Origin of the sequence: Roseiflexus castenholzii DSM 13941, assembly GCF_000017805.1 — a bacterium.
Classification (GTDB): domain Bacteria; phylum Chloroflexota; class Chloroflexia; order Chloroflexales; family Roseiflexaceae; genus Roseiflexus; species Roseiflexus castenholzii.
The window spans coordinates 2,497,138-2,519,750 of sequence record NC_009767.1 but is presented as its reverse complement, the minus strand read 5'-3'; the positions used below and the strand labels follow the sequence as shown (position 1 = coordinate 2,519,750).

The window sequence follows — 22,613 nt, the reverse complement described above, 5'->3', positions numbered from 1 at the left end:
CCGTTTCTATCCCTGCTCCTGAGCGCCGAAGCCGCCGCCGCCAGGCGTTTCGATGCGCAGAATGTCGCCGGGACGCAAGTCGATAGTAATCTTGCCGGGCAGGATGCGTTCTTCGCCATCGCGCAGCAGAATATTGCGCCCGCGCAATCCAGGAGCGCCGCCGTACAATCCGTAGGGCGCATACACCCGGCGTTCGGTCAACAGGCTGACCGTGACCGGCGCTCGAAACTCAACCTCGCGCACCAGACCATCGCCACCGCGCACGCGCCCCACGCCGCCAGAGCCGCGGCGTAACCCGTAGCGCCGCACAATCAACGGAAACTGACGCTCCAGCGCCTCGACCGGCGTATTGAGCGTATTGGTCATATGCACCTGCACCCCGCTGAGACCCGGCAGCGTCGGGCGGGCGCCCATCCCGCCGCCAAGCGTTTCATAGTAGGCAAAGGGCACACCATTGGACGCCATGCCGCCAAATGTCCAGTTATTCATCGTACCTGCCGACGCCGCGGGAATTCGGTCGGGGAGCGCCTGCGCCAGCGCACCAAACACCACATCAACGACTCGCTGCGCCGTTTCGACATTCCCACCCGCAACCGCAGCCGGAGAGTGAGGCGCCAGTATGCTTCCCGCCGGAACACGAATGTCGAGTGGCGCGAACGCGCCAGCCGACGACGGCATATCTGGCGAACCGAGACAGCGAAAACAGTAGAGAACCGCCGATTCGGTCACAGCGCGGGGCGCATTGAGTGGACCACGGCACTGTGACGATGTGCCTTCAAAGTCTACGACAGCGCATTCGCCATGGATGTCGATGCGCACACAGATCGTCAGCGGATCGGCATCAACACCATCGTTATCCAGCGCGTCCTCAAATGTATATGTTCCGTCTGGGATCGCGGCGATCACTGCGCGCATATGGCGTTCGCCATACGCCAGGAGCGCCTCCATATGGCGCGCCACCCATGCCGGACCATGCCGTTCTGCCAGTTCCGCCAGACGTTGCGCACCGACGCGATGGCAGGCCATCTGGGCAGCCAGATCGCCGCGCCGCTCATCGGGGGTACGTGAATTACGGCAAATCAACGCGATCACCGCCTCATCGGGGATGCCGCCGCGCGCGAGAAGGGTTGGCGGGATGATCAATCCTTCCTGATAGACCTCACGACTCATCGGCATCGAACCGGGGGTCATACCGCCAACATCGGCGTGATGGGCACGCGTTGCCGTATAGCCGATCAGCGTCGCACCGGCATACACTGGAGCGACAGTGGTCAAGTCGGGGAGATGGGTGCCGCCAAGGTACGGATCATTGAGAATAACGACATCACCCGGCGCAAGGGTGAACTGCGCCAGCGCCGCCTCGACTGAACGCGGCATAGCGCCCAGATGCACCGGGATATGCGCCGCCTGCGCAACCATCCGCCCCTGTGCATCGAAGACCGCACAGGAGAAATCGCGTCGCTCCTTGATATTCGCCGAAAGCGCGCTCCGCCCAAGCGCCGCGCCCATCTCTTCGGCAATTGCCGCGCACCGGTTGCGAAACACTTCAAGATCGACGGGATCGATAGCGGAATGAGCAAAATACGATGACATATGCGAATATTGTCACTTGAACTTAACGATCGGCATGGTACCATAAGGCTGGCAGAGTCGATGATTGCAGAAGCACCCATCGCGCGGCCACCCATCAATGATGAAAGAGGACCCGCTATGAGCGCCAGGCAACCGCTTCGTATTCTGCTGATCGAAGACGACAGCATGATCGCCAGCATTATTGCAATAGGGCTGCGTATGCTTGGCGTGCCTTACCTGCTCGACACCGCCTATTCCGCCGAAGAAGGACTCGACCTGTTCGAGCAACACCCCTACGATCTCGTCATGAGCGACTACAACCTGCGCGGGATGAACGGATTGTCATTACTGACCACTATTCGGCAAAGTAAGCCGACAACGCCGACGGTGCTGTTTACCGCATACGACACCCCACAGTTGCAGCGTCAGGCGCGCGAGGCAGGCATCAACGAATATATTGCCAAACCGTTTCTGATCGAGGATTTCGTGAACCTTGCGCGCAATCTGCTCCCTATCGCTGTCAATGAGATCGGCGCCAGTTCCTCATATACCAATGACGATTGAAGATGCCGCATGCGTGTCATTCCGAGCCCTTCGCTTCGCTCAGGGTAAACGCAGCAAGGAATCTGAGCGGGTTGCGTAAGACCCCTCGCGCTGCTCGGGGTGACCATGCCGGATGGTCACAGGTCATTGGTAATAGACGCTTCTACCTCCGCCTCCGGCGCCGCAGCCAGAGCGCGGCAATGGCAGCGATCACCAGCAGAACCGTCCATGGCACCGGTATGGCATATGCCAGGGCGACGCCATAGGCGCTTCCGATAAGGACTGTTGCGATCATCACAAATGCCAGGATGGTTCCCTCCCACCCGGGTGCTCGTTCTGGCATACATACTCCTCGTTTGCTTGTCCCAAACCGGTAATCGGCGTATAATCGGCGCGGCTTTCGCCAGGATATGCATGTGCGCCGCCGCACACGCGGACGGCGCTCTTTTTGTGCGAGTTGCAAACCATGTCGTGGTTCGTCGAACTACTGAAGAGCAATACGCTCCTGCTCCTCTTTCTGGTGGCGGCGATCGGCTATCCGCTCGGTCGCCTCCGATTGTTCGGGCACCGCCTCGGCGTTGCCGCCGTGCTCTTCGCCGGTCTGGCGATCGGTGCGCTTGACCCGGACCTCAAATTGCCGGAGGTCGTCTACACCCTCGGACTGGTCGTATTCGTCTACACCATCGGGCTGAGCAGCGGCGCCGGATTTTTTGCCTCGTTCCAGCACAAAGGGCTGCGTGATAACCTGTTAATCGTCGGCATACTGATCGTCGCTGCCCTGGCCGTCGCCGGCGTCCAGTATGCCTTCGGACTACGCCCAACTCTCGCTGCCGGACTGTTCGCCGGAAGCCTGACCAACACGCCAGCGCTGGCTGCGGTGCTGGAGCAGATCAAAACCACCGCCCCCGCCGATATACGCGATCAACTGCTGACCGACCCGGTCATCGGGTATTCGATTGCCTACCCGATCGGCGTGATTGGGATGATCGGCACGATTGCCGCACTTCAGCGCGCCTGGCATGTAGATTATACCAGCGAAACGCCGGCTCTGCGCGATCTCGGCGCCGTGGGGCAAAAACTGGTTAACCGCACCGTGCGCATTACACGCCCGGAAATCAGTCTGCTAACCGTCGACGAACTGCTGCGCGCCAAGCAGTGGCGGATTATCTTCGGCAGAACACGGCGCAACGGTCAGATGACGCTGGTGGACGGCGCCACCCATCTTCAGCAGGGCGACCTGGTCAGTCTCATCGGCACAGAGGAAGAGATCACCGAAGCTGCCGCATTCCTCGGTGAGATGACGGATGAACGCTTAGAACTCGACCGCAGCACGCTCGACTTCCGACGCATCTTCGTGTCCAACCCACAGGTCGTCGGGCGACCGCTGCGCGCATTACGGTTGCCGCAACGCTTCGGCGCGCTGGTGACGCGCGTGCGCCGTGGCGATATGGAACTGCTGCCCCACGGCGATATGGTGCTGGAACTCGGCGACCGGGTGCGCGTCGTGGCGCTGCGCGAGCGCATGGACGAGGTGAGCGAGTTCTTTGGCGACTCGTATCGCGCCCTCAGTGAGATCGACATCCTCACCTTCAGCCTGGGGCTGGCGATGGGGCTGTTGATCGGCATGATCCCCATTCCGCTTCCCGGCGGTGCGACTTTTCGCCTCGGCGTCGCCGGGGGACCGCTGGTGATGGCGCTGATCCTGGGCGCGCGCGAACGCACCGGACCACTGGTGTGGAACATTCCATACAGCGCCAACCTGACCCTGCGCCAGATTGGGTTGGTGTTATTCCTGGCAGGCGTCGGCACACGATCTGGCTATGCGTTCGTCAGCACCTTCTCCCAAAGCGGCGGAATCGTGCTGTTGGTCACCGGCGCGGTCATCACCTGTGGCGTGGCATTCCTGACGCTGTGGATCGGACACAAATTGCTGCGCATTCCGATGAGCCTGTTGATCGGAATGCTCGCAGGCTTACAGACCCAACCCGCAGTCCTTGCATTTGCGCTGGAACAGACGAAGAACGATGCGCCGAACATTGGCTACACCACGGTCTACCTGATGGCGATGATTGCCAAGATTCTGCTGGCGCAGGCGCTTGTGCTCTTTCTCCAGTAAAAACACGTTCAGTGAGATAATACCGGAATGCACACCAGACAGCCTTTGTCGTCCACATGCCTGGCACGCTGTAACCCGGCGCGCCTGCGCTGCATCGTATGCATGATCTCGCTTTGCCCGGGTGTGCAGGAGTATGCATATGATGGACCAACCTTCGATCCATGGTGCGGCAGCCGACCAGAGTCGAGCCGCAGCGCGTCTGCGCTTGCAGTACGTTCCCATCTCGTTCTTTGCCGCAGTTCTGGGTCTGACAGGCACAACGATTGCATTTCAACGCGCCGAACGATTGCTGGCGCTACCGTTCGCCATCAGCAGCATTCTGCTTGTTGCGTCGCTGGCGGCTTTTCTTGCCATTGCGGTGATCTACGCGCTCAAGGCGGCACGCTACCCCGATGCGGTCAAACGAGAGTTTGCTCATCCGATCAAGATCAATTTCTTCCCCACGATTTCGATCAGTCTGCTGTTGTTCGGCATCGCGTTCATGCGCCTGAATAGCGACATTTCACGCGCCTTCTGGATTGCCGGCGCCAGCGCACATCTGGTGTTCACCATTGTGATCCTCTCCGCCTGGATACAGCGAACCACGCTCCAGATGCAGCATATCAACCCTGCCTGGTTTATTCCGATGGTCGGCAATATGATCGTCCCGATTGCAGGCGTCGAGCACGCTCCCATCGAGATTTCCTGGTTTTTCTTCAGCGTTGGGCTGATCTTCTGGATTGTATTGTTTACCCTTTTCATGGAGCGAATGATTTTCCATCCCCCCCTCCCCGAACGTCTGGCGCCGACCCTGTTCATCGTGATTGCGCCTCCAGCAATCGGCTTCATTTCGTACCTCAGGTTGATGGAGCATGAGGTGAGCGGCTTCGACCTGGATGGTTTCGCCAGGATTCTGTATTATTTAGCGCTCTTTATCTTTGTCGTGTTGCTCACACAGTATCGTCAGTTTGTCAAACTCCCTTTCTACCTGTCGTGGTGGGCGTATTCATTCCCCATGGCAGCGATCGCAATTGCAACGGTATTGATGGCGTCGAGCACAAACCTGCTCTTTTTCCGGGGGCTGGCGTATGTGCTGCTGATTGCGCTGGGGGCGCTGATCGCCATTCTGCTGTTCCGCACAATTGCAGCAATCGTTCAGCAGAAGATTTTCGTCGAGGAAGAGTAAGTGCGTAGTACCTCGTCGGCGGCGCGCCAGCCACTCTCGATAGCGCCATGCACGGTCTGCGGGTTGCTGTCGTAGACGGTTGCTTCGCCGGCAAAAAAGAGCGTCGATCCTTCCGGCGCTGCCAGCGCACGGCGCACCGCCGCTGCGCCCGGCGGCACATGCGCATATCCGCCACAGGCGCATGGATCGGCGCTCCATGCGATGCGCCGTGCGGCAACACATCGCTGCGCCAGGTCATCCCGCCCCAACAGCGTTTGCAGTTCCCTGAGACCGACAGCAAGCGCCGCCGTTTCGTCGAGGGCATCGAGGATGCGAGCGCGCATCGCAGTGGCGTAGGCGACGATAACAGCAGCGTCGCGCGTCGTGTGTGCGGCTGGCCACCAGCGCGCCGCCAGACCGGTGTGCGCCATAAAGGTCAGGTCGGCGTCCCATACCGGTTCGTCGAAACAGTACAGCAGTTTGGTCGCCGCTTCGACGCGCAACACCCGGATTGCCTGCCACTTCTGGGCGCCGAGCGGCGGCTCGAACTGTGGCACGCCCTGTTGCAGCACCGCCACAGGGATGGTCACAACGCAGCAATCGGCATGAAACACGCCAGCATCGGTTTCAACTGCAACCCCGGCAGGGGTGTGGCGCACCACACGCGCAACCGCGCCGAAACGAATATCGAGAGGGCTGGCGTACCACGAGAGCAGCGACGCACACCCTGATCGCAGACGATACTCCCGTTTCCCGGCATGATCGACGCGCAATTCGCGCGCCAGATCGGCGCAACTCAACGTCTCGACCGATGCACAGCATGTTTGCGCCAGCAACACGTCTGCTACGCGCAGTGCATCATCATCGAACCCGCCAGCGCGCAGATAGCGCGCCAGCGACCGATCCGGCGCATCGAGCGGCAGGTCGCGCAACCCGTCGAATGCCCGAAACAACGCTGTGATCAGATCACGCCGGGCAACCGGCAGCGCATCGAGCGCATGCGCCACCCCACCATCGCTCCAGCGCACACGACCATACCGATCAACCGGCATCGTTTCTATGCTCGCAGCCGCAGCGAGCGCGTGCGTCACGGCATGTTCGCCGTGGATGAACTCTGCGCCATATTCGACAGGAAACGGCGCAAAGGTTTCATCGGTCCAGATTCTTCCGCCGATGCGATGACGCGCTTCGAGTACCTGAACCGTCGCTCCCGCGTCGCGCAGACGGCGAGCGGCGGCAAGACCGGCGGCTCCCGCACCGAGAACAATGACATGCATGGCATCCAGCGGGTATAATACCAATGACGATTGACGATGCCGCATGCGTGTCATTCCGAGCCCTTCGCTTCGCTCAGGGTAAACGCAGCGAGGAATCTGCGCGGGTCGCGCACGACCCCTCGCTCCGCTCGGAGTGACCATGCCGGATGGTCACAGAGAATTGGTCTAATGCAATAGACGACAGCACGATACCATGAGCATACCATGGAAATCCGCGTTGCGACAGCCGCCGATGCCCAGGCGCTCGCGTGGCTGAATGCCACATTATTCTTGTCATTCCGAGCCCTTCGCTTCGCTCAGGGTAAACGCAGCGAGGAATCTGCGCGGGTCGCGCACGACCCCTCGCGCTGCTCAGAGTGACCATGCCGAATGTTCACAGGTAATATAATGCAATAGACGACAGCACGATACCATGAGCATACCATGGAAATCCGCGTTGCGACAGCCGCCGATGCCCAGGCGCTCGCGTGGCTGAATGCCACATTATTCTTGTCATTCCGAGCGCAGCGAGGAATCTGCGCGGGTCGCGCACGACCCCTCGCGCTGCTCAGAGTGACCATGCCGAATGTTCACAGGTAATATAATGCAATAGACGACAGCACGATACCATGAGCATACCATGGAAATCCGCGTTGCGACAGCCGCCGATGCCCAGGCGCTCGCGTGGCTGAATGCCACATTCAACGGCGTTCAGATGTCGCCGCAGCGCATGGCGGAGCAACTTGCCCGGTGCAGCGGCATCGAATCCGCGCTGATTGCATACCATGGCGACGATGCTATTGGCTTCGCGTGCCTGCGCCTGATACCCTGGCTCTGTTATGATGTGATGTATGCGGAACTGACCGAGCTGTTCGTGGTTGAAGCGTTCCGACGGCGCGGTGTGGCATCGGCGCTCGTGGCGCGCGCCGAACGGATGGCGCGCGCGGCAGGCGCCACAGAACTGCGCATCCTGACCGGGCGCGACAATGTTGCCGCGCAGGCATTCTACCAGGCATTGGGATACGAAGACGAAGATGAAATGCTGATGATACGACATCTCTAAAAACAGATGTTCCGAGGAGGAGACCGATGCTCCAACACTGGCGCGCAACGCTGCTGATAGTCGTTGCGGCATGCTTCTTTGCAGGATGTGGCGCAGGCGCGCCGACCGTCACCCCCACACCGACGCCGACGCCAGCCGAAATAAGCGCGCGCGCCGGGCAGGCGACAGGCGCAGCGCAGAGCCTGGCGTTCTCGATTACGGTAACAGGTCAACCGGTATACAGCGACGCATCGCGCGTCTTCGTCATCACGTCGATCGAAGGCGCGCTTCGCCGACCCGACGGGGCATTGGCGACGCTCAAACTGCGCAGCGCCGCCGGCATTGGCGAGGTGCGCACTGTCTCGCTGGCAGGCAAGCAGTATATCACCAACCCACTGACGCGCGCCTGGCAGTGCCTGGCGCCAGGGCAGGCGTTCGATGTCGCCATCCTGTTCGATCCTCAAAAGGGAATTGAACGCCTGCTTCAGGACGGCATCGAAACCATCACCCTCGTTGGCGAAGAGGACCTGGACGGACGCCTGACGTACCATTTGCGCGGCACAATCCCCGGCGCGCGCCTGGCGGAGATCAGCGGCGGCGTGATCGGCGCCGCACCTGTCGTCGCCGACATCTGGGCAGATCGGGAAACGCTGCGGTTGGCAAAGATCGTGCTGGTCGACAAAGCGCCTGATACGCCGGAGCCAACCACCTGGACGCTGATCTTCAGCGCCTATGATCAACCGGTCGAGGTGCGAGCGCCGATTGAGTGCTAGCAGTGAGAAAGGAGGTCCTTTGACGCTCGAACAGAAACCAGCAACGATCAGCGCATCACAGCCGGTCCAGGAACGCGGCATCTCCGCCTGGCTTCAGCAGCCACAGGCGGCGCTGGCTCTGGTCTGCGCCGCTGTATTCGTTGGCGCTGTCGATCTGACAATTGTGACAGCGGTTCTGCCGAAGATCATGGTCGATCTGAGCGTCTCAATCGAAACCGAACTGCACCGCGCTTCGTGGATCATTACCGGGTATCTGCTTGCCTACACCATCAGCATGACCTTTACCGGTCGCCTGTCTGACCTGTACGGGCGCCGCGTCGCCTACATGATCTGCCTGACCATTTTTACCATTGGCTCGATTGTGGTTGCGGTCGCGCCGGCGCTCGAAGAGGTGGTCCTGGGACGGGTGGTGCAGGCGCTCGGCGCGGGAGCGCTGGTGCCGATCTCGATGGCGCTGGTGAGCGATCTCTTCCCGCCGGAGCGGCGTCCGGCGGCACTGGGGGTGATCGCCGCCGTCGACACTGCCGGATGGATGGTGGGACATGTCTACGGCGGCGCGCTCATGCGGTTATTCGATGACTGGCGGCTGCTGTTCTGGCTCAATGTGCCATTTGGTATCATTGCTCTGGCGTTGACCTGGCTGGCACTACGGCGGCTGGTCATCACCCGCGCAGCAGGCAGTTTCGATTGGCGCGGTGCGGTGTTGATCTCGCTCAGCCTGACAGCATTCAACATCGGCATGGGCGCCGGCGCCGAGTTGGGGCAGACCGATTTTTATGGCGACCGTCCCGGACCACCTCCATATGCGTTGCCCTTGACCCTGGCGTCGCTGGTTGTGCTGGCGGCGTTCATCTGGGTCGAGCGGCGGGCGCGCGACCCGCTGCTCGATCTGACGCTCTTCCGTCAGCGCGGAACGGTTGCGGCATCGATCATGAATGTATTGATCGGGTTCGTGCTGGCGCTGGCGATTGCGAATGTGCCACTGTTCATCAATACCCGCCTGGGGCTACTCTACCCGACCGACCCGGACATCCTGCGGCGAGGCGCGTGGGAGACTGGTCTGGTGCTGTCGGCGCTGACCCTGGCGCTGGCGCTGCTGGCCTGGCCTGGTGGTCGCCTGGCGGGACGATTCGGCGAACGCCTTCCGGCGCTGATCGGGCTGGCAGTGGCAACCGCAGGATACCTGGCAATGAGCCGCTGGCAATCGGACACTGATTACGGGACGATGGTCGGCGGGCTGACACTGGCAGGCTGCGGCATCGGTATGGCGCTTGCACCCACGGCTTCGGCAATTATCACGGCTGCCGGACCCAACCGACGCGGCGCGGCGTCGGCGCTGGTCATCATCCTGCGACTGATCGGCATGACCGCTGGCGTCTCAACGCTGACGTTGTGGGGTGTGCAGCGCCAGGATGCGCTGCGCCGCACAGCAGACCCGGCGCTGCTGGCAGACTTTGATCAGGTACGGATGTTTTTGATCGATGTGGCGGCGCAGGTCGTGGGTGAAACATTCCTCTTCGCCGTCGCAGCGTGCGCGCTGGCGCTCATAGCCGCAATCTGGCTGCCGGGGCGCGCCGTCAGGGAAGCGTCGGGGTAACCGCCAGTTTTCCGGTTATCGTCATCAGGATGCCAAGCAGTTTCTGAAGATTATCGACGTAATACTCGCGACGATCGATGCGCACGACGTTCTGATCCAATTGCAGGAAGCGCCAGTTCGTGCCGGTCGTAACGGCGCCGTGAATGAGCGGAAGAGCGTTTCCTTCGCGCTCATTGAAGCGCTGTGCTGCGATCATCGCTGCGATGCATTGCGGAAAGCCGCCCTTGATATCCTCATTCTTCGCCTCGAATATAATCAGCACCGGCGCACTGACGAAGAGCTGCTCCGGCGACAGTGAGACAATAAAATCACACACGCCGTTCAATCCCTGAGACGGGTCAACGGTAAAATCGACGCCGGAAAAGAAGCTGACGGTGTACCCGGTCTGTTTGCGCAACTCCACCAGGATGGGCGCAATGATCAATTCAGAGCGCCCTTTCTCGGTATTGATCGCCAACGCGACCGAGAGCGTCTCATGCAACGTCGCCCGAAGCCAGTCGCTGACCGGCGTTTCTGGCGCTGCGCTGAAGAGATCGACGTCTTCTTCCAGGATCAGGTTAAAGCGACGCTTCAGTTCGGGCAGTTTGAAATCGCTGTAGGACATACCTCAATTATAGCATACGCACGATGTGAAAAGGTTAGACCGACAGTCCAAATGACTGGCGCACCGCTTTTCGTACAGCAGCACATCGCCTTACTGCATCACGCGCCATTGTACGGTCGGCAGATGAACCCGGATAGCGGAACGCTTCGCCGAAGACTGTACGCGCCCGAAGATCGGAAGCCAGGTGCGTCCAGGCAGGCTCGACAGGCAGCAGCAGGTTCAACAACACCACGAGATCGTGGGTGCGCGGAATAACCTGTCCTGCTTCTTGAAGGCGCGTTTTGAGATACTTCTCCACACACTGTTGCGCAGGGAAACAAGCGGCATCATAATTCGGGGAACTGCGTGCGCGCAACTCGCGTTGCGCAGTGGCGAAGTCACCCTTGGCTTTACTGATCCACTCTGCTGTGAGCGGATGCATAGAAGATACGTCCTCTGGCAAGAATATCGCACAGAAATGAGATCGTTGAACGCAATACGCTGCCAGAACTCTTCCGGCGAGCGCACCAGGAGATCGATGGGAAAGGGTGGCTGGACCCGGTTCAGGATGTCAATAGCCTTGTAAACGTTGTTTCCATCATGGCGCATCACCACAAGGAGATCGACATTGGAGTCCTCTTGAGGATGACCATAAGCAGAGGAACCGAATAAAATAATCAGTTCAGGCTCAAACTCCTGCGCGATCCGATCACTGATTGCTTCGATTGTTTTGAAAGGTATCATCATACGTTTCCCGAAGAACAGCATTCACCTTTCATTGTATCATGCCGCAGCGCGAGATAATCATCTCGAAAACGACGCTCCAACTTCGAGTACAATAAAGACGCCGGAGCAACTTACGGGCAGATGCTCGTCACCCGTTGCTCATCGCGCGTCCTGACCGGCGCCGGTATGCTGGAGCAATGGCATGAGTCGCACAGACTGGAAAATCCTCTTCGCCCTGACTGCGGCTGGCGCGTTCGCCGCCTGGCAGATCATTGGCTGGTTCGATACCTTCCTGGCGCCTGGCGCCGGCGGAGTGTGGCTGACGTTGACCGTGCTGCTCGGCGGGGTGGCAGTGCGCCTGCGACAGCGACACGAAGGAGCGTCGTGCGCAGTGAGACCGCGCCTGCGCCCGTTGCAGGTCAGTTGCTTTGGCGCCATTGCGCTCGGCGTTCAGTTGTTGAACGCTGCCGAAACCGGCACACTCCTGGCGGCGCTGCCGTTTCTGGCGGCGCCCTGGCTTCCCGCCGCCTGCATCCTCGGCGGCGTCGTTGGACTTGCCGTTCTGAGTTTTGGTTCCGACTGTCGCAATGCAGCGTACAGCGGCGAATTATCGGAGGACCATGAACGTGGAACCGCGTCATCTGCCACTCCATCATCTGGTGCGCCCCGCAGCGGGCAATGACCCGCATCCGCCGCTGCTCGTCCTTTTCCACGGGTATGGCAGCAACGAGGAGGACCTGTTCGGGCTGACGCCCTATATTGATCCGCAGTTTCTGGTGCTCAGTACACGCGCGCCGATTATGCTCATGCCGGGCATGTATGCCTGGTTCGAGATCGGTTTCACCCCAGATGGTGTGATTGCTGTCGATGATGTCCAGGCGCGTCACGCAGCACACGTGACGGCGCAGTTCGTCGAACAGGCGACGCAGGCATACCATGCCGACCCGTCGCGGGTCGTTGTCGCTGGCTTCAGCCAGGGCGGAACGATGGCGGCGCTGACTGCGCTGACACGCCCGGATCTCGTAGCGGGTGCGGCGGTATTGAGCGGTATTGTGCCCTCAACAATTATCGACGAGTTACCAGACCGCGCCGCGCTGATCAACAAGCCATTCCTGGTCATTCACGGCACGCACGACCAGGTGGTGTCGATCGCCCATGGGCGCGCCAGCCGCGATTTTCTGAGCCAACTCGGTGTGGCGCTCACCTACCGCGAATACCCGATGGCGCACGAAATCAACCTTGAGGCGCTGCTCGATTTGACGGAGTGGCTGAAAACGTTGAATGGTGAACGTTGAATGTACTACCAGTTTCTTCTTCTGGTTCATGTGGTCTGTTTTGCGCTCTGGATGGGCGCCGTGGCTGCGTCTCTCCTGGTGGTGCGCACGTTCGAGTCGCGCCTGACGACGATTGTTGGCGATGTGACGAGCGATGCCGCGCTTCTGCGCGCCTACATTCGGCGCGAGGTCAAGTTCGTCGACGTTGTGTTTGCCGGCGTCCTGGTCTCCGGCATCGTGCTGGCGCAGTTGTACACCGGCTGGACGTCCTGGGTGCTGACGAAGATCGGGCTGTTCGTCGCGCAGTTCGTGGCAACGATGGCGTACATTCAGGTGTTCATCCGTCCGTTGACGTACCCCTGCCCGCCACACCTCTACCGCCGCTGGTATGGGTTGTTTGCCGTATCACTCGGTTTTTTCGCCATCACGTTGATGGTTGTCTTTTTTGGACGATGAGCGTCGGCGGTTATTTGCGCATCCCGCGCGAGGCGTTTATACTTTCTGCGGGAGCACTGCTATGAGTGTTGACCTCGAAATCGCAACGCACACCCCTGCCGGCATACCCGCCGCGCGTCCGCCGTTGCACTCCGGCGACCGCCTGACGCGCGTTGAGTTCGCCCGGCGCTATGGGCTGCACCCCGACATCAAGAAGGCTGAACTGATCGATGGAGTCGTCTACGTGGCATCACCGGTGCGTCACCGCCAGCATGGCAAAATCCATCTGCTTCTGGCAACCTGGCTTGGCGTCTACGGCGCGTCAACGCCGGGAGTCGATGGGAGCGATAACGCGACTGTGCGGCTCGATTTCGAGAACGAACACCAGCCGGATGCGTTGTTGCGCCTCGAACCGCACCACGGCGGGCGCTCGCGCGTCACCGGCGACGACTACATCGAAGGTCCGCCCGACCTGATCGTCGAAATTGCCGCCAGCAGCGCCGCCTACGACCTGCACGACAAAAAGCGCGTCTACGCGCGTGTCGGCGTGCGCGAGTACCTGGTGGCGCAGGCGTATGAGCAGCGCGTCGATTGGTGGGAACTGCGCGAGGGGGTGTTCACGCCGCTGCCGCTGGAAGCCGACGGCACGCTGCGCAGCCGCGTCTTCCCCGGCTTGTGGCTCGACCCGGCGGCGTTGTGGGCAGGCGATGCTGCGGCGCTCCTTGCCACGCTCCAGCGCGGGCTGGCGGACCCGACCCACGCCGCGTTCGTCGAGCGCCTGCGGACGTCAGCCGGAGAACAGGAATGAGCGTTGAAACTGACATCACATCTCGCATCTCCACCGACATCGCGCCCGCCGCGCGCCCGCCGTTGCACTCCGGCGACCGCCTGACGCGCGCCGAGTTCGTCCGGCGCTATGCGCTGCACCCCGACATCAAGAAGGCTGAACTGATCGATGGAGTCGTCTACGTGGCATCACCGGTGCGTCACCGCCAGCACGGCAAACCTCATAGCCTGCTGGTCGGATGGATTATCGCATATGCGGCAGCAACTCCAGGCATTGACTTCAGCGACAATGCTACGGTTGTGCTGGACTTCGAGAACGAACACCAGCCGGATGCGTTGTTGCGCCTCGAACCGCACCACGGCGGGCGCTCGCGCGTCACCGGCGACGACTACATCGAAGGTCCGCCCGACCTGATCGTCGAAATTGCCGCCAGCAGCGCCGCCTACGACCTGCACGACAAAAAGCGCGTCTATGCGCGCGTCGGCGTGCGCGAGTACCTGGTGGCGCAGACGTACGAGCAGCGCGTCGATTGGTGGGAACTGCGCGAGGGGGTGTTCACGCCGCTGCCGCTGGAAGCCGACGGCACGCTGCGCAGCCGCGCCTTCCCCGGCTTGTGGCTCGAACCGGCGGCGTTGTGGAGGGGCGATGCTGCGGCGCTCCTTGCCGCGCTCCAGCGCGGCCTGGCGGACCCGACCCACGCTGCGTTCGTCGAGCGCCTGCGGACGACATGAGAGTGCGCCCGAAGAAGTCGATTTGGTGTGCGAAGGCGAACAATACGCATGCGCATAGTGTTGCCCTCACCCCCTGCCCCTCTCCCGCGTGCGGGAGAGGGGCGTTCATCAACCAGGGTGCGCGCGGGGTTCGGTCCGCCCTTAAACGAGGGAGGGTGCTGCCCCTGTCATTACGAGACCGGCGCAGCCAGTCGAAGCACTCTCGTCACTGCGCCACCGGCGCAGCCGGTCGAAGCAAACTGTCATTGCGAGACCGGCGCAGCCGGTCGAATCAATCTCATCACGGCGCAGCCGGTCGAAGCACGCGGTCATTGCGAGCCGCCGCAGGCGGCGAAGCAAACTGTCACTGCGCCACCAGCGCAGCCGGTCGAAGCCATCCCCTTCGCCCCGCAGCCCAACGGGGCATTAGCGCCACCGGCGCAGCCGGTCGAAGCACACAGTCATTGCGAGCCGCCGCAGGCGGCGAAGCAATCCCCTTCGCCCCCTGCCCCGCTCCCGCGCACGGGAGCGGGAAGATCGGCGCCGCGCACGGGTCCGTCCCCCGCCGGGCGTGCTGGTGTTCGCTCAAGTGTTCGGCCCACCCTTAAACCCCTTGTGGGGAGGGGTATTTTCTCCCCCCTTCTCTCCCTCGGGCAATCCCCCGGCTGCATACCAATTCCCTGTGAACATCCGGTATTGTCACCCCGAGCAGCGCGAGGGGTCGTGCGCGACCCGCTTAGATTCCTCGCTGCGCTCGGAATGACCAGTCGCTGCGCTCGGAATGACCAGCACGCGGCATCGTCAATCGTCATTGGTATCGCGCCTCTCGCCTCTCGCCTCTCGCCTCTCGCCTCTCCCCTCTCGCCTCTCGCCTCTCCCCTCTCGCCTCTCGCCTCGCCCCTCTCTCCCCTCGCACCTCTCCCCTCGCGCCTCGCCTCTCTCACCTCTCATACCAATGACCGGTGACCATCCGGCATGGTCACCCCGAGCAGCGCGAGGGGTCGTGCGCGACCCGCTTAGATTCCTCGCTGCGCTCGGAATGACCAGTCGCTGCGCTCGGAATGACCAGCACGCGGCATCGTCAATCGTCATTGGTATCGCGCCTCTCCCCTCTCGCCTCTCGCCTCTCGCCTCTCCCCTCTCCCCTCTCCCCTCTCGCCTCGCCCCTCTCGCCTCTCCCCTCTCCCCTCTCCCCTCTCGCCCCCCGCACCTCACGCCTCACGCCTCGCCCCTCTCTCCCCTCGCACCTCTCCCCTCGCGCCTCGCCTCTCTCACCTCTCATACCAATTCCCTGTGAACATCCGGTATTGTCACCCCGAGCAGCGCGAGGGGTCGTGCGCGACCCGCTTCGATTCCTCGCTGCGCTCGGAATGACAAGTCGCTGCGCTCGGAATGACCAGCACGCGGCATCGTCAATCGTCATTGGTATCGCGCCTCTCCCCTCTCGCCTCTCGCCTCTCCCCTCTCGCCTCTCGCCTCTCGCCTCTCCCCTCTCCCCTCTCCCCTCTCCCCTCGCGCCTCGCCCCTCTCGCCTCGCCCCTCTCCCCTCGCGCCTCTCGCCTCTCCCCTCTCCCCTCTCCCCTCTCGCCTCTCCCCTCTCGCCTCGCCCCTCTCCCCTCGCCCCTCTCCCCTCGCGCCTCGCCTCTCTCATCTCTCATACCAATGACCGGTGACCATCCGGCATGGTCACCCCGAGCAGCGCGAGGGGTCGTGCGCGACCCGCTTAGATTCCTCGCTGCGCTCGGAATGACCAGTCGCTGCGCTCGGAATGACCAGCACGCGGCATCTTCAATCGTCATTGGTATCGCGCCTCTCGCCTCTCGCCTCTCGCCTCTCGCCTCTCGCCTCTCCCCTCTCGCCTCGCCCCTCTCTCCCCTCGCACCTCACGCCTCACGCCTCACGCCTCGCCTCTCTCACCTCTCATACCAATGACCGGTGACCATCCGGTATTGTCACCCCGAGCAGCGCGAGGGGTCGTGCGCGACCCGCTTCGATTCCTCGCTGCGCTCGGAATGACAAGTCGCTGCGCTCGGAATGACCAGCACGCGGCATCGTCAATCGTCATTGGTATCGCGCCTCTCCCCTCTCGCCTCTCGCCTCTCGCCTCTCCCCTCTCCCCTCTCCCCTCTCGCCTCGCCCCTCTCGCCTCTCCCCTCTCCCCTCTCCCCTCTCGCCCCCCGCACCTCACGCCTCACGCCTCGCCCCTCTCTCCCCTCGCACCTCTCCCCTCGCGCCTCGCCTCTCTCATCTCTCATACCAATGACCGGTGACCATCCGGCATGGTCACCCCGAGCAGCGCGAGGGGTCGTGCGCGACCCGCTGAGATTCCTCGCTGCGTTTACCCTGAGCGAAGCGAAGGGCTCGGAATGACACGCATGCGGCATCGTCAATCGTCATTGGTAGAAGCCCCCCCACTGAGGACGTGGAAGCCCTACTGGGGGCTGCTGACCAGGCTCTCCTGTGACGTATTCCGGCAACCTTCCGGTTGCATCACTCGCGTGGGGTATGGGGATGGAAGTACCGGCGCCTGGGATCGACGCGGAGACTGAAATCTCGCCCCGTCCAGCCCGCGCAGGCAGGCTTTGCGTGGCGGAGCCTGCGGATTCAGCCGCCGGGCGCAGCGCGCATGCCGAATTGTGTTGTCCATGTTCAGCATGCGCCTGGCAGACCGACGCATGAGAGAGACATGGGAACAAGGGACAAAATGAGCCAACGCGACCCTCAAGCGGAACCGTCCTCGCGCACTTCCGGCATCCGCGTATGCCAGTCGGTCACACGCTGATAGGCATCGCCGACGCGCAGGAGCGACTCTTCATCGAATGCCCGCCCGATCAGTTGCAGCCCAATCGGCAATCCTTCGGCAAACCCGCACGGAACCACAAGACCCGGCAATCCTGCCAGATTCAGCGGCAGGGTGCAGACATCCTCCAGATACATCGCCAGGGGATCATCGGTGTGCGCACCGATCTTAAACGCAACGGTCGGCGTCGTCGGCGCCGCGATAACATCGACCTGCTCGAACGCCTGCTGGTAATCGCGGCGAATGAGGGTACGCACCTGTTGGGCGCGTTTATAATAGGCATCGTAGTACCCTGCCGAGAGCGCATACGTTCCCAGCATAATGCGGCGGCGAACTTCTGGACCGAACCCGGCGCCGCGGGTGCGTTCGAGTTCATCGAAGTAACTTTCGCCTGGAACGCGCAACCCATAGCGCACGCCATCGAAACGCGCCAGGTTGGCGCTGGCTTCGGCGGGAGCGATCAGGTAGTAAACTGGCAGCGCATATGGGGTATGTGGCAGGCTAATCTCACACACCTCCGCGCCCTGTTCGCGCAGAACCTCGATGGCAGTGCGCACCGCCGCCTCGACGTCGGGTTGCATACCGGCGACGAAGTACTCGCGCGGAACGCCAATGCGCAACCCACGAATATCACCCGTCAACGCCGCTTCGTAATCCGGCGCCGGATAATCGGTGCAGGTAGCGTCGAACGGATCCGCCCCGGCGATAACCCGGAGCACAATCGCACAATCGCGCACCGTGCGCGCCATCGGACCGATCTGATCGAGTGACGAGGCAAACGCCACCAGTCCGTAGCGCGACACGCGCCCATAGGTCGGCTTGAGACCGGTAATGCCGCAGAGCGCCGCCGGTTGGCGGATCGAGCCGCCAGTATCGGTGCCAAGGGCAGCCGGCGCCTCGCCGGCAGCGACGGCTGCTGCTGAACCGCCGGATGAACCGCCTGGAACCCGTTCAAGGTTCCAGGGATTGCGCGTCTGCTGAAAGGCGCTGTTCTCGGTCGAGGACCCCATGGCGAACTCATCACAATTGAGTTTGCCGAGGATCACCGCACCTGCTGCCTTCAACCGCGCCACCGCCGTCGCATCGTACACCGGTGTATAGTTCTCAAGCATTTTCGAGGCGCAGGTCGTGCGCAGCCCCTGCGTCGAAATCACATCCTTGATACCCATTGGAATACCGAGCAACGGCGACGCATCGCCGGCCGCACGACGCGCATCGGCTGCGCGCGCCTGTGCCCGCGCGCCAGCGGCATCAACCACAAGAAACGCGCGCACCTTCGGTTCCACAGCGGCAATCCGCGTCAGCAGCGCGTCGGTCAATTCCAACGAGGAAATCTCGCCGCGCGCCAGCATCTCGCGCGCCTGAGCAACCGTCAACTGATAGAGAGGCGTCATCAGTACCCTCGATTTTTTCCTGTCAGAATATCCACAATCGTCTTGATAATAATTTTTATATCAAACAGAAGCGACCAGTTTTCGACATAGTAGAGGTCATAGCGGGTGCGTTCCTCGATACTGGTATCACCGCGCAACCCATTGACCTGCGCCCAACCGGTGATACCCGCCTTTTGCTTGTGGCGACGCATATAGCGTGGAATACTCTGGCTGAACCGCTCGACCCACACCGGCTGTTCGGGGCGTGGACCAACGACGCTCATCTCACCGCGAACGACATTGATAAACTGCGGCAGTTCATCGAGGCTGTAGCGCCGCAGAAAGCGCCCCAGCGCCGTCACGCGCGGGTCGTCCTTCGTCGTCCAGTTGCCGATCTGCGGCGCATCGACGCGCATCGTGCGAAACTTGAACGTCGGAAACGGCTTGCCGTCGAGACCAACGCGCTCCTGCACAAAGAAGACCGGACCATGCGACTCCAGTTTGATCAGCAGCGCAATCAACAGCATCACCGGCGATCCAAGGGTCAGCACCAGGGTGGCGACCATCAGATCGAGACTGCGCTTGAGGGCACGGTTCACCGGACTATCGAGCGCCACGTTGCGGATGCCAATCAGCGGCAGACCACTGACATCACCGATCGACACATCATTGTTGGTAATCAACTGAAATGCGTCGGGGTAGAGTTTGATCTCAACCGATTCATCCTCAGCGAGCGCCACCAGGTCCAGCACTTCCGCTGGCGTGCGCCCCGACACAGCAATAATGACCTCATCGGCGCGCGCCGCTCGGATAACGCGCCCAAGCGCCGCCGGTTTGCCGAGCACCGGCACGCCTTCGACCAGCGTACCGACCGGCGTCGAGTTCGAGATAAAGCCGACGACATGATACCCCATTTCAGGCTGTCGGCGAATCGTGTTGAGCACCACCCGACCCGGATCGCGCGTCCCGACAATAATCACGCGCCGCACGTCTATCCCGCGTTGACGCAGCGCCGTCAGCGCCGAGCGATGCGCCAGACGCAGCGCCGTCACTCCCGTCACCGCCCCAACCCACCCGCTCACGAGCACCCCTTCGCTCCAGGGAAGCGGGTCGCGTCCAAACTGTGGTTGCATCGCATTAATAATCAGCGTAGCAAACGTACCAAGCGACACTGCCACGATGATCTTGAAGAATTCATCCACGCGCGAAACACCGCGCCGCAGCGAATAGAGGCTGCTCCCGATGAACGCAACCGCCATGGAGATATTCAGGAATAGCAGCGATGTTAACCACGTTGCCGGACCGACGGCAGCGAGGACAACCGCAAACTCTGCATCACTGCGCGCCGTCCACAGGAAAGCGGCGAGGAACGCTGTATTGAGCGCCAGCGAATCACAGGCGAGCAGCGCCAGGATCAGCAATGTGCGCACCACCCACGTGCGCTGGCGCGTGGCTTTACCCGACGCGGCGCCCGATCGGGGGGCGGAGGAAATTGCTGCCAAGGCTGAGATACTCCTTCAGCGTAATACCGGCTTCGATCACGGCATTGAACAACGCTGGCGTGGTGGCGGCGAAATGCTTGCGATGAAAGATGCGCATTGCATCATAGAACCAGCGGATCGTCTGCGCCGGGCGCTGGCTACTCGATGCGCGTTTGTGGTGATACACCGTAACCGATGGAACATATCTGATGCGCCAGCCGTACTGCTTCATGCGATATGCCCAATCAAGGTCTTCGCCGTACATAAAGAACGCCTCATCAAGCAGACCAACCTCGCGCGCGACACTGGCACGCACCAGCATACACGCACCCACCACCGCGTCCACATCCGCCTCACTATTCTCGTCCAGATAGGTCAGATTGTAGCGCGCAAAACGTGGATGGCGCGGGAACAGGCGCGACAGACCGATCATCCGGTAAAATGCGACTTCTGGCGTCGGGAACGAACGCCGGCATGCCAGGTCGAGCGAGCCATCGGGCAGCAGCAACTTTGGTCCGCAGGCGCCAACATCAGGATGTGTTTCCATATATGCGGTCAACCCGTCAAGTGCGCCATGCGGCACAATTGTATCCGGGTTAAGGAGCATAATGTAATCGGCGCCCGACGCTCCATGGGGCGCTGCCGCCAGACCCGCTTCGTCGAGGATCGCACGGATCGCCAGATTGTTGGCATAGGCAAAACCGCCGTTGCGCGGACTGACGATCAGGCGCACCCAGGGGAACTCAGCGCGCACCATTGCGACGCTTCCGTCGGTCGAGGCATTATCGACCACCCAGATGCTGACTGCGTGATGCGCGTCATTCTCCTGGAGAGAGCGCAAACACGCGCGCAGCAGATCACATGTGTTGTAACTGACAATGACAATTGCGAGCGACGGCACGGTCGAACCCCGCAAGCGGCGTGCTGATGCCGATTATATCACATCCAATCCATAATGCATGAGTGAGTCCACTGCACACCGGCTTCACCGCCAGGGACCCGAAGCGCACGAAGGTGAATAGACATGAAGTGCATTTCCTGTGTGTCCCTTGGTGACTGCGTAACGCGGAATTTATTCCGCCCGTCTGCCGATAGATAATGAAGCGCATGTCCTTCGTGTCCCTTCGTGACCTTCGTGGTTGCTTGTTGCCATGAAGTCATGGAAGGCTCAACCGCCAGGGACCCGAAGCGCACGACGGGGAATAGACATGAAGTGCATTTCCTGTGTGTCCCTTGGTGACTGCGTAACGCGGAATTTATTCCGCCCGTCTGCCGATAGATAATGAAGCGCATGTCCTTCGTGTCCCTTCGTGACCTTCGTGGTTGCTTGTTGCCGTGAAGTCATAGAAGGCTCAACCGCCAGGGACCCGAAGCGCACGACGGGGAAGAACCATGAAGCGCATGTCCTTCGTGTCCCTTCGTGACCTTCGTGGTTGCTTGTTGCCGTGAAGTCATGGAAGGCTCAACCGCCAGGGACCCGAAGCGCACGACGGGGAAGAACCATGAAGCGCATGTCCTTCGTGTCCCTTCGTGACCTTCGTGGTTCGTTCGTGGTTACCGCTTTTTGTAGTGAAGTCAATGCATTGATGCGCCCTCAGTCAGCCGCGCAACAACCGCACGAACTCAGCCGCGCGCGCGACATATTCGCCAGGATGCGACTGTTCGATAACGTTGATCAGCGCACTGGCGACAATCGCACCTGCCGCATGCCTGCCGACCTCACGCACATGATCGGCGCTGCTGATGCCGAACCCGACAACGAGCGGCAGGGTGGTGTGACGCCGCACCCGTTCCAGGAAGGCGGGCAGTCCGCTCCACAATTCGCGCCGCGCGCCGGTGACGCCGGTCAGCGAAACGCAATAGATGAAACCGCTGGCGAGCGCAGTAATGCGGGCAATGCGCTCATCAGGGGTCGTGGGTGCGACGAAGAAGATCAGATCGAGACCATATTCGCGGCAGGCGGCGTGACACTCCTGCGCTTCTTCCGGCGGCAAATCAGGGATAATCAACCCATCCGCGCCGGCGGCTGCCATATCGCGCGCCAGACGCGCGAGACCATACTGCAAAAACGGGTTGTAATACCCCATTGGCACAATCGGCGCGCGCACGCCACGTTCGCGCAATACGGCAATGGTTGCAATGCAGTGCTCGAGACGAACACCATTCGCAAGCGCGCGTTCAGAAGCGCGTTGAATCGTCGCGCCATCGGCGAGCGGATCGGAAAACGGGACGCCAAGCTCGAACAGATCGGCGCCGGCATCCTCCAGCGCCGGCGCAAGGTCCAGCACCGAATCGCGCTCGGGATAGCCGGTCATCAGATAAGGCATCAGCGCTGTGCGACCGGCAGCGCGCAATCGGGCAAAGGTATCGGCAATGCGGCTCATCGGACAATCCTTACAGG

General features: G+C 61.5%; 20 protein-coding genes and 1 pseudogene. 11 read left to right on the top strand and 10 right to left on the bottom strand.

What is annotated here, in order from left to right:
- Positions 1-6 precede the first annotated feature (6 nt).
- Positions 7-1,593 (bottom strand): hydantoinase B/oxoprolinase family protein, encoded by a 1,587-nt coding sequence (locus RCAS_RS10095; RefSeq protein WP_012120480.1) that lies wholly within the window; start codon positions 1,591-1,593, stop codon positions 7-9.
- A 117-nt stretch (positions 1,594-1,710) separates the two neighbouring features.
- Between RCAS_RS10095 and RCAS_RS10090 the strand changes: the two genes are divergently transcribed.
- The gene (locus RCAS_RS10090; RefSeq protein ID WP_012120479.1) at positions 1,711-2,136 is read left to right on the top strand and encodes a response regulator; all 426 of its coding nucleotides are present in this window, start codon (positions 1,711-1,713) and stop codon (positions 2,134-2,136) included.
- A gap of 142 nt (positions 2,137-2,278) precedes the next feature.
- Here RCAS_RS10090 and RCAS_RS10085 read toward each other — a convergent pair whose 3' ends face one another.
- Positions 2,279-2,458 carry a PEP-CTERM sorting domain-containing protein gene (locus RCAS_RS10085; protein WP_012120478.1) on the bottom strand — a complete coding sequence of 60 codons (180 nt, stop codon included), beginning with the start codon at positions 2,456-2,458 and terminating at the stop codon, positions 2,279-2,281.
- Between the two features lie 123 nt (positions 2,459-2,581).
- On the opposite strand from RCAS_RS10085, the gene RCAS_RS10080 reads away from it, so the two are divergent.
- Both RCAS_RS10080 and RCAS_RS10075 read left to right on the top strand, forming a co-directional pair.
- The gene (locus RCAS_RS10080) at positions 2,582-4,231 is read left to right on the top strand and encodes an aspartate:alanine exchanger family transporter (protein WP_012120477.1); all 1,650 of its coding nucleotides are present in this window, start codon (positions 2,582-2,584) and stop codon (positions 4,229-4,231) included.
- 139 nt (positions 4,232-4,370) lie between these two features.
- Positions 4,371-5,396: an SLAC1 anion channel family protein gene (locus tag RCAS_RS10075; protein WP_012120476.1), complete on the top strand. Its 1,026-nt coding sequence runs from the start codon at positions 4,371-4,373 to the stop codon at positions 5,394-5,396.
- Here the strand turns inward: RCAS_RS10075 and RCAS_RS10070 are convergent.
- Positions 5,366-6,652 carry a flavin monoamine oxidase family protein gene (locus RCAS_RS10070; RefSeq protein ID WP_041330568.1) on the bottom strand — a complete coding sequence of 429 codons (1,287 nt, stop codon included), beginning with the start codon at positions 6,650-6,652 and terminating at the stop codon, positions 5,366-5,368. The genes RCAS_RS10075 and RCAS_RS10070 overlap by 31 nt on opposite strands.
- A gap of 619 nt (positions 6,653-7,271) precedes the next feature.
- Here RCAS_RS10070 and RCAS_RS10065 point away from each other — a divergent pair.
- The 3 genes from RCAS_RS10065 to RCAS_RS10055 are packed head-to-tail and all read left to right on the top strand — an operon-like array spanning position 7,272 to position 10,043.
- A complete protein-coding gene (locus tag RCAS_RS10065) occupies positions 7,272-7,694 on the top strand; it encodes a GNAT family N-acetyltransferase (RefSeq protein WP_012120474.1) in 423 nt (140 codons plus the stop codon).
- Positions 7,695-7,720: 26 nt separating this feature from the next.
- Positions 7,721-8,446, top strand: coding sequence for an LppX_LprAFG lipoprotein (locus tag RCAS_RS10060; RefSeq protein ID WP_012120473.1), 726 nt, complete (start codon positions 7,721-7,723; stop codon positions 8,444-8,446).
- Positions 8,447-8,465: 19 nt separating this feature from the next.
- Positions 8,466-10,043, top strand: coding sequence for an MFS transporter (locus tag RCAS_RS10055; protein WP_012120472.1), 1,578 nt, complete (start codon positions 8,466-8,468; stop codon positions 10,041-10,043).
- Here the strand turns inward: RCAS_RS10055 and RCAS_RS10050 are convergent.
- The 3 genes and pseudogenes from RCAS_RS10050 to RCAS_RS26495 all read right to left on the bottom strand — a co-directional run.
- A complete protein-coding gene (locus RCAS_RS10050; protein ID WP_012120471.1) occupies positions 10,024-10,647 on the bottom strand; it encodes a hypothetical protein in 624 nt (207 codons plus the stop codon). The genes RCAS_RS10055 and RCAS_RS10050 overlap by 20 nt on opposite strands.
- 34 nt (positions 10,648-10,681) lie before the next feature.
- The gene (locus RCAS_RS25945) at positions 10,682-11,068 is read right to left on the bottom strand and encodes a HEPN domain-containing protein (RefSeq protein ID WP_012120470.1); all 387 of its coding nucleotides are present in this window, start codon (positions 11,066-11,068) and stop codon (positions 10,682-10,684) included.
- 50 nt (positions 11,069-11,118) lie between these two features.
- A pseudogene (locus tag RCAS_RS26495) lies at positions 11,119-11,370 on the bottom strand (nucleotidyltransferase domain-containing protein); the annotation flags it as partial.
- A gap of 184 nt (positions 11,371-11,554) precedes the next feature.
- Between RCAS_RS26495 and RCAS_RS10040 the strand changes: the two are divergent.
- The 5 genes from RCAS_RS10040 to RCAS_RS10020 all read left to right on the top strand — a co-directional run bounded on the left by RCAS_RS10040 (position 11,555) and on the right by RCAS_RS10020 (position 14,579).
- Positions 11,555-12,034 (top strand): hypothetical protein, encoded by a 480-nt coding sequence (locus RCAS_RS10040; protein ID WP_012120469.1) that lies wholly within the window; start codon positions 11,555-11,557, stop codon positions 12,032-12,034.
- The gene (locus RCAS_RS10035) at positions 11,979-12,647 is read left to right on the top strand and encodes an alpha/beta hydrolase (RefSeq protein ID WP_012120468.1); all 669 of its coding nucleotides are present in this window, start codon (positions 11,979-11,981) and stop codon (positions 12,645-12,647) included. Before RCAS_RS10040 ends, RCAS_RS10035 begins: the two co-directional genes overlap by 56 nt.
- On the top strand, positions 12,648-13,082 hold the full coding sequence (locus RCAS_RS10030; RefSeq protein WP_012120467.1) for a hypothetical protein: 435 nt from the start codon (positions 12,648-12,650) through the stop codon (positions 13,080-13,082).
- A 61-nt stretch (positions 13,083-13,143) separates the two neighbouring features.
- Positions 13,144-13,869, top strand: coding sequence for a Uma2 family endonuclease (locus RCAS_RS10025; protein ID WP_012120466.1), 726 nt, complete (start codon positions 13,144-13,146; stop codon positions 13,867-13,869).
- Positions 13,866-14,579: a Uma2 family endonuclease gene (locus RCAS_RS10020; RefSeq protein WP_012120465.1), complete on the top strand. Its 714-nt coding sequence runs from the start codon at positions 13,866-13,868 to the stop codon at positions 14,577-14,579. The genes RCAS_RS10025 and RCAS_RS10020 overlap by 4 nt, the downstream gene beginning before the upstream one ends.
- Positions 14,580-17,279: 2,700 nt before the next feature.
- Here RCAS_RS10020 and gatA read toward each other — a convergent pair.
- From gatA to trpA, 4 genes are all read right to left on the bottom strand, one after another.
- Positions 17,280-18,752: an Asp-tRNA(Asn)/Glu-tRNA(Gln) amidotransferase subunit GatA gene (gene gatA / locus RCAS_RS10005; RefSeq protein WP_012120464.1), complete on the bottom strand. Its 1,473-nt coding sequence runs from the start codon at positions 18,750-18,752 to the stop codon at positions 17,280-17,282.
- Entirely contained in the window at positions 18,752-20,233 is a 1,482-nt protein-coding gene (locus RCAS_RS10000) for an undecaprenyl-phosphate glucose phosphotransferase (protein WP_232280221.1), read from the bottom strand. Before RCAS_RS10000 ends, gatA begins: the two co-directional genes overlap by 1 nt.
- Positions 20,187-21,113 carry a glycosyltransferase family 2 protein gene (locus RCAS_RS09995; RefSeq protein WP_012120462.1) on the bottom strand — a complete coding sequence of 309 codons (927 nt, stop codon included), beginning with the start codon at positions 21,111-21,113 and terminating at the stop codon, positions 20,187-20,189. The genes RCAS_RS10000 and RCAS_RS09995 overlap by 47 nt, the downstream gene beginning before the upstream one ends.
- A gap of 697 nt (positions 21,114-21,810) precedes the next feature.
- Positions 21,811-22,596, bottom strand: a complete 786-nt coding sequence (gene trpA / locus RCAS_RS09990; protein ID WP_012120461.1) for a tryptophan synthase subunit alpha — start codon at positions 22,594-22,596, stop codon at positions 21,811-21,813.
- Positions 22,597-22,613 lie beyond the last annotated feature (17 nt).

Bases quoted from the DNA above. Each gene is read 5' to 3' on its own strand.
- RCAS_RS10065 (WP_012120474.1), top strand. From the start codon at position 7,272: ATGGAAATCCGCGTTGCGACAGCCGCCGATGCCCAGGCGCTCGCGTGG.
- gatA (WP_012120464.1), bottom strand. From the start codon at position 18,752: ATGACGCCTCTCTATCAGTTGACGGTTGCTCAGGCGCGCGAGATGCTG.
- RCAS_RS10060 (WP_012120473.1), top strand. From the start codon at position 7,721: ATGCTCCAACACTGGCGCGCAACGCTGCTGATAGTCGTTGCGGCATGC.
- RCAS_RS10030 (WP_012120467.1), top strand. From the start codon at position 12,648: ATGTACTACCAGTTTCTTCTTCTGGTTCATGTGGTCTGTTTTGCGCTC.
- RCAS_RS10080 (WP_012120477.1), top strand. From the start codon at position 2,582: ATGTCGTGGTTCGTCGAACTACTGAAGAGCAATACGCTCCTGCTCCTC.
- RCAS_RS25945 (WP_012120470.1), bottom strand. From the start codon at position 11,068: ATGCATCCGCTCACAGCAGAGTGGATCAGTAAAGCCAAGGGTGACTTC.
- RCAS_RS10050 (WP_012120471.1), bottom strand. From the start codon at position 10,647: ATGTCCTACAGCGATTTCAAACTGCCCGAACTGAAGCGTCGCTTTAAC.
- RCAS_RS10040 (WP_012120469.1), top strand. From the start codon at position 11,555: ATGAGTCGCACAGACTGGAAAATCCTCTTCGCCCTGACTGCGGCTGGC.
- trpA (WP_012120461.1), bottom strand. From the start codon at position 22,596: ATGAGCCGCATTGCCGATACCTTTGCCCGATTGCGCGCTGCCGGTCGC.
- RCAS_RS10090 (WP_012120479.1), top strand. From the start codon at position 1,711: ATGAGCGCCAGGCAACCGCTTCGTATTCTGCTGATCGAAGACGACAGC.
- RCAS_RS10075 (WP_012120476.1), top strand. From the start codon at position 4,371: ATGATGGACCAACCTTCGATCCATGGTGCGGCAGCCGACCAGAGTCGA.
- RCAS_RS10020 (WP_012120465.1), top strand. From the start codon at position 13,866: ATGAGCGTTGAAACTGACATCACATCTCGCATCTCCACCGACATCGCG.
- RCAS_RS10025 (WP_012120466.1), top strand. From the start codon at position 13,144: ATGAGTGTTGACCTCGAAATCGCAACGCACACCCCTGCCGGCATACCC.
- RCAS_RS10085 (WP_012120478.1), bottom strand. From the start codon at position 2,458: ATGCCAGAACGAGCACCCGGGTGGGAGGGAACCATCCTGGCATTTGTG.
- RCAS_RS10070 (WP_041330568.1), bottom strand. From the start codon at position 6,652: ATGCATGTCATTGTTCTCGGTGCGGGAGCCGCCGGTCTTGCCGCCGCT.
- RCAS_RS10095 (WP_012120480.1), bottom strand. From the start codon at position 1,593: ATGTCATCGTATTTTGCTCATTCCGCTATCGATCCCGTCGATCTTGAA.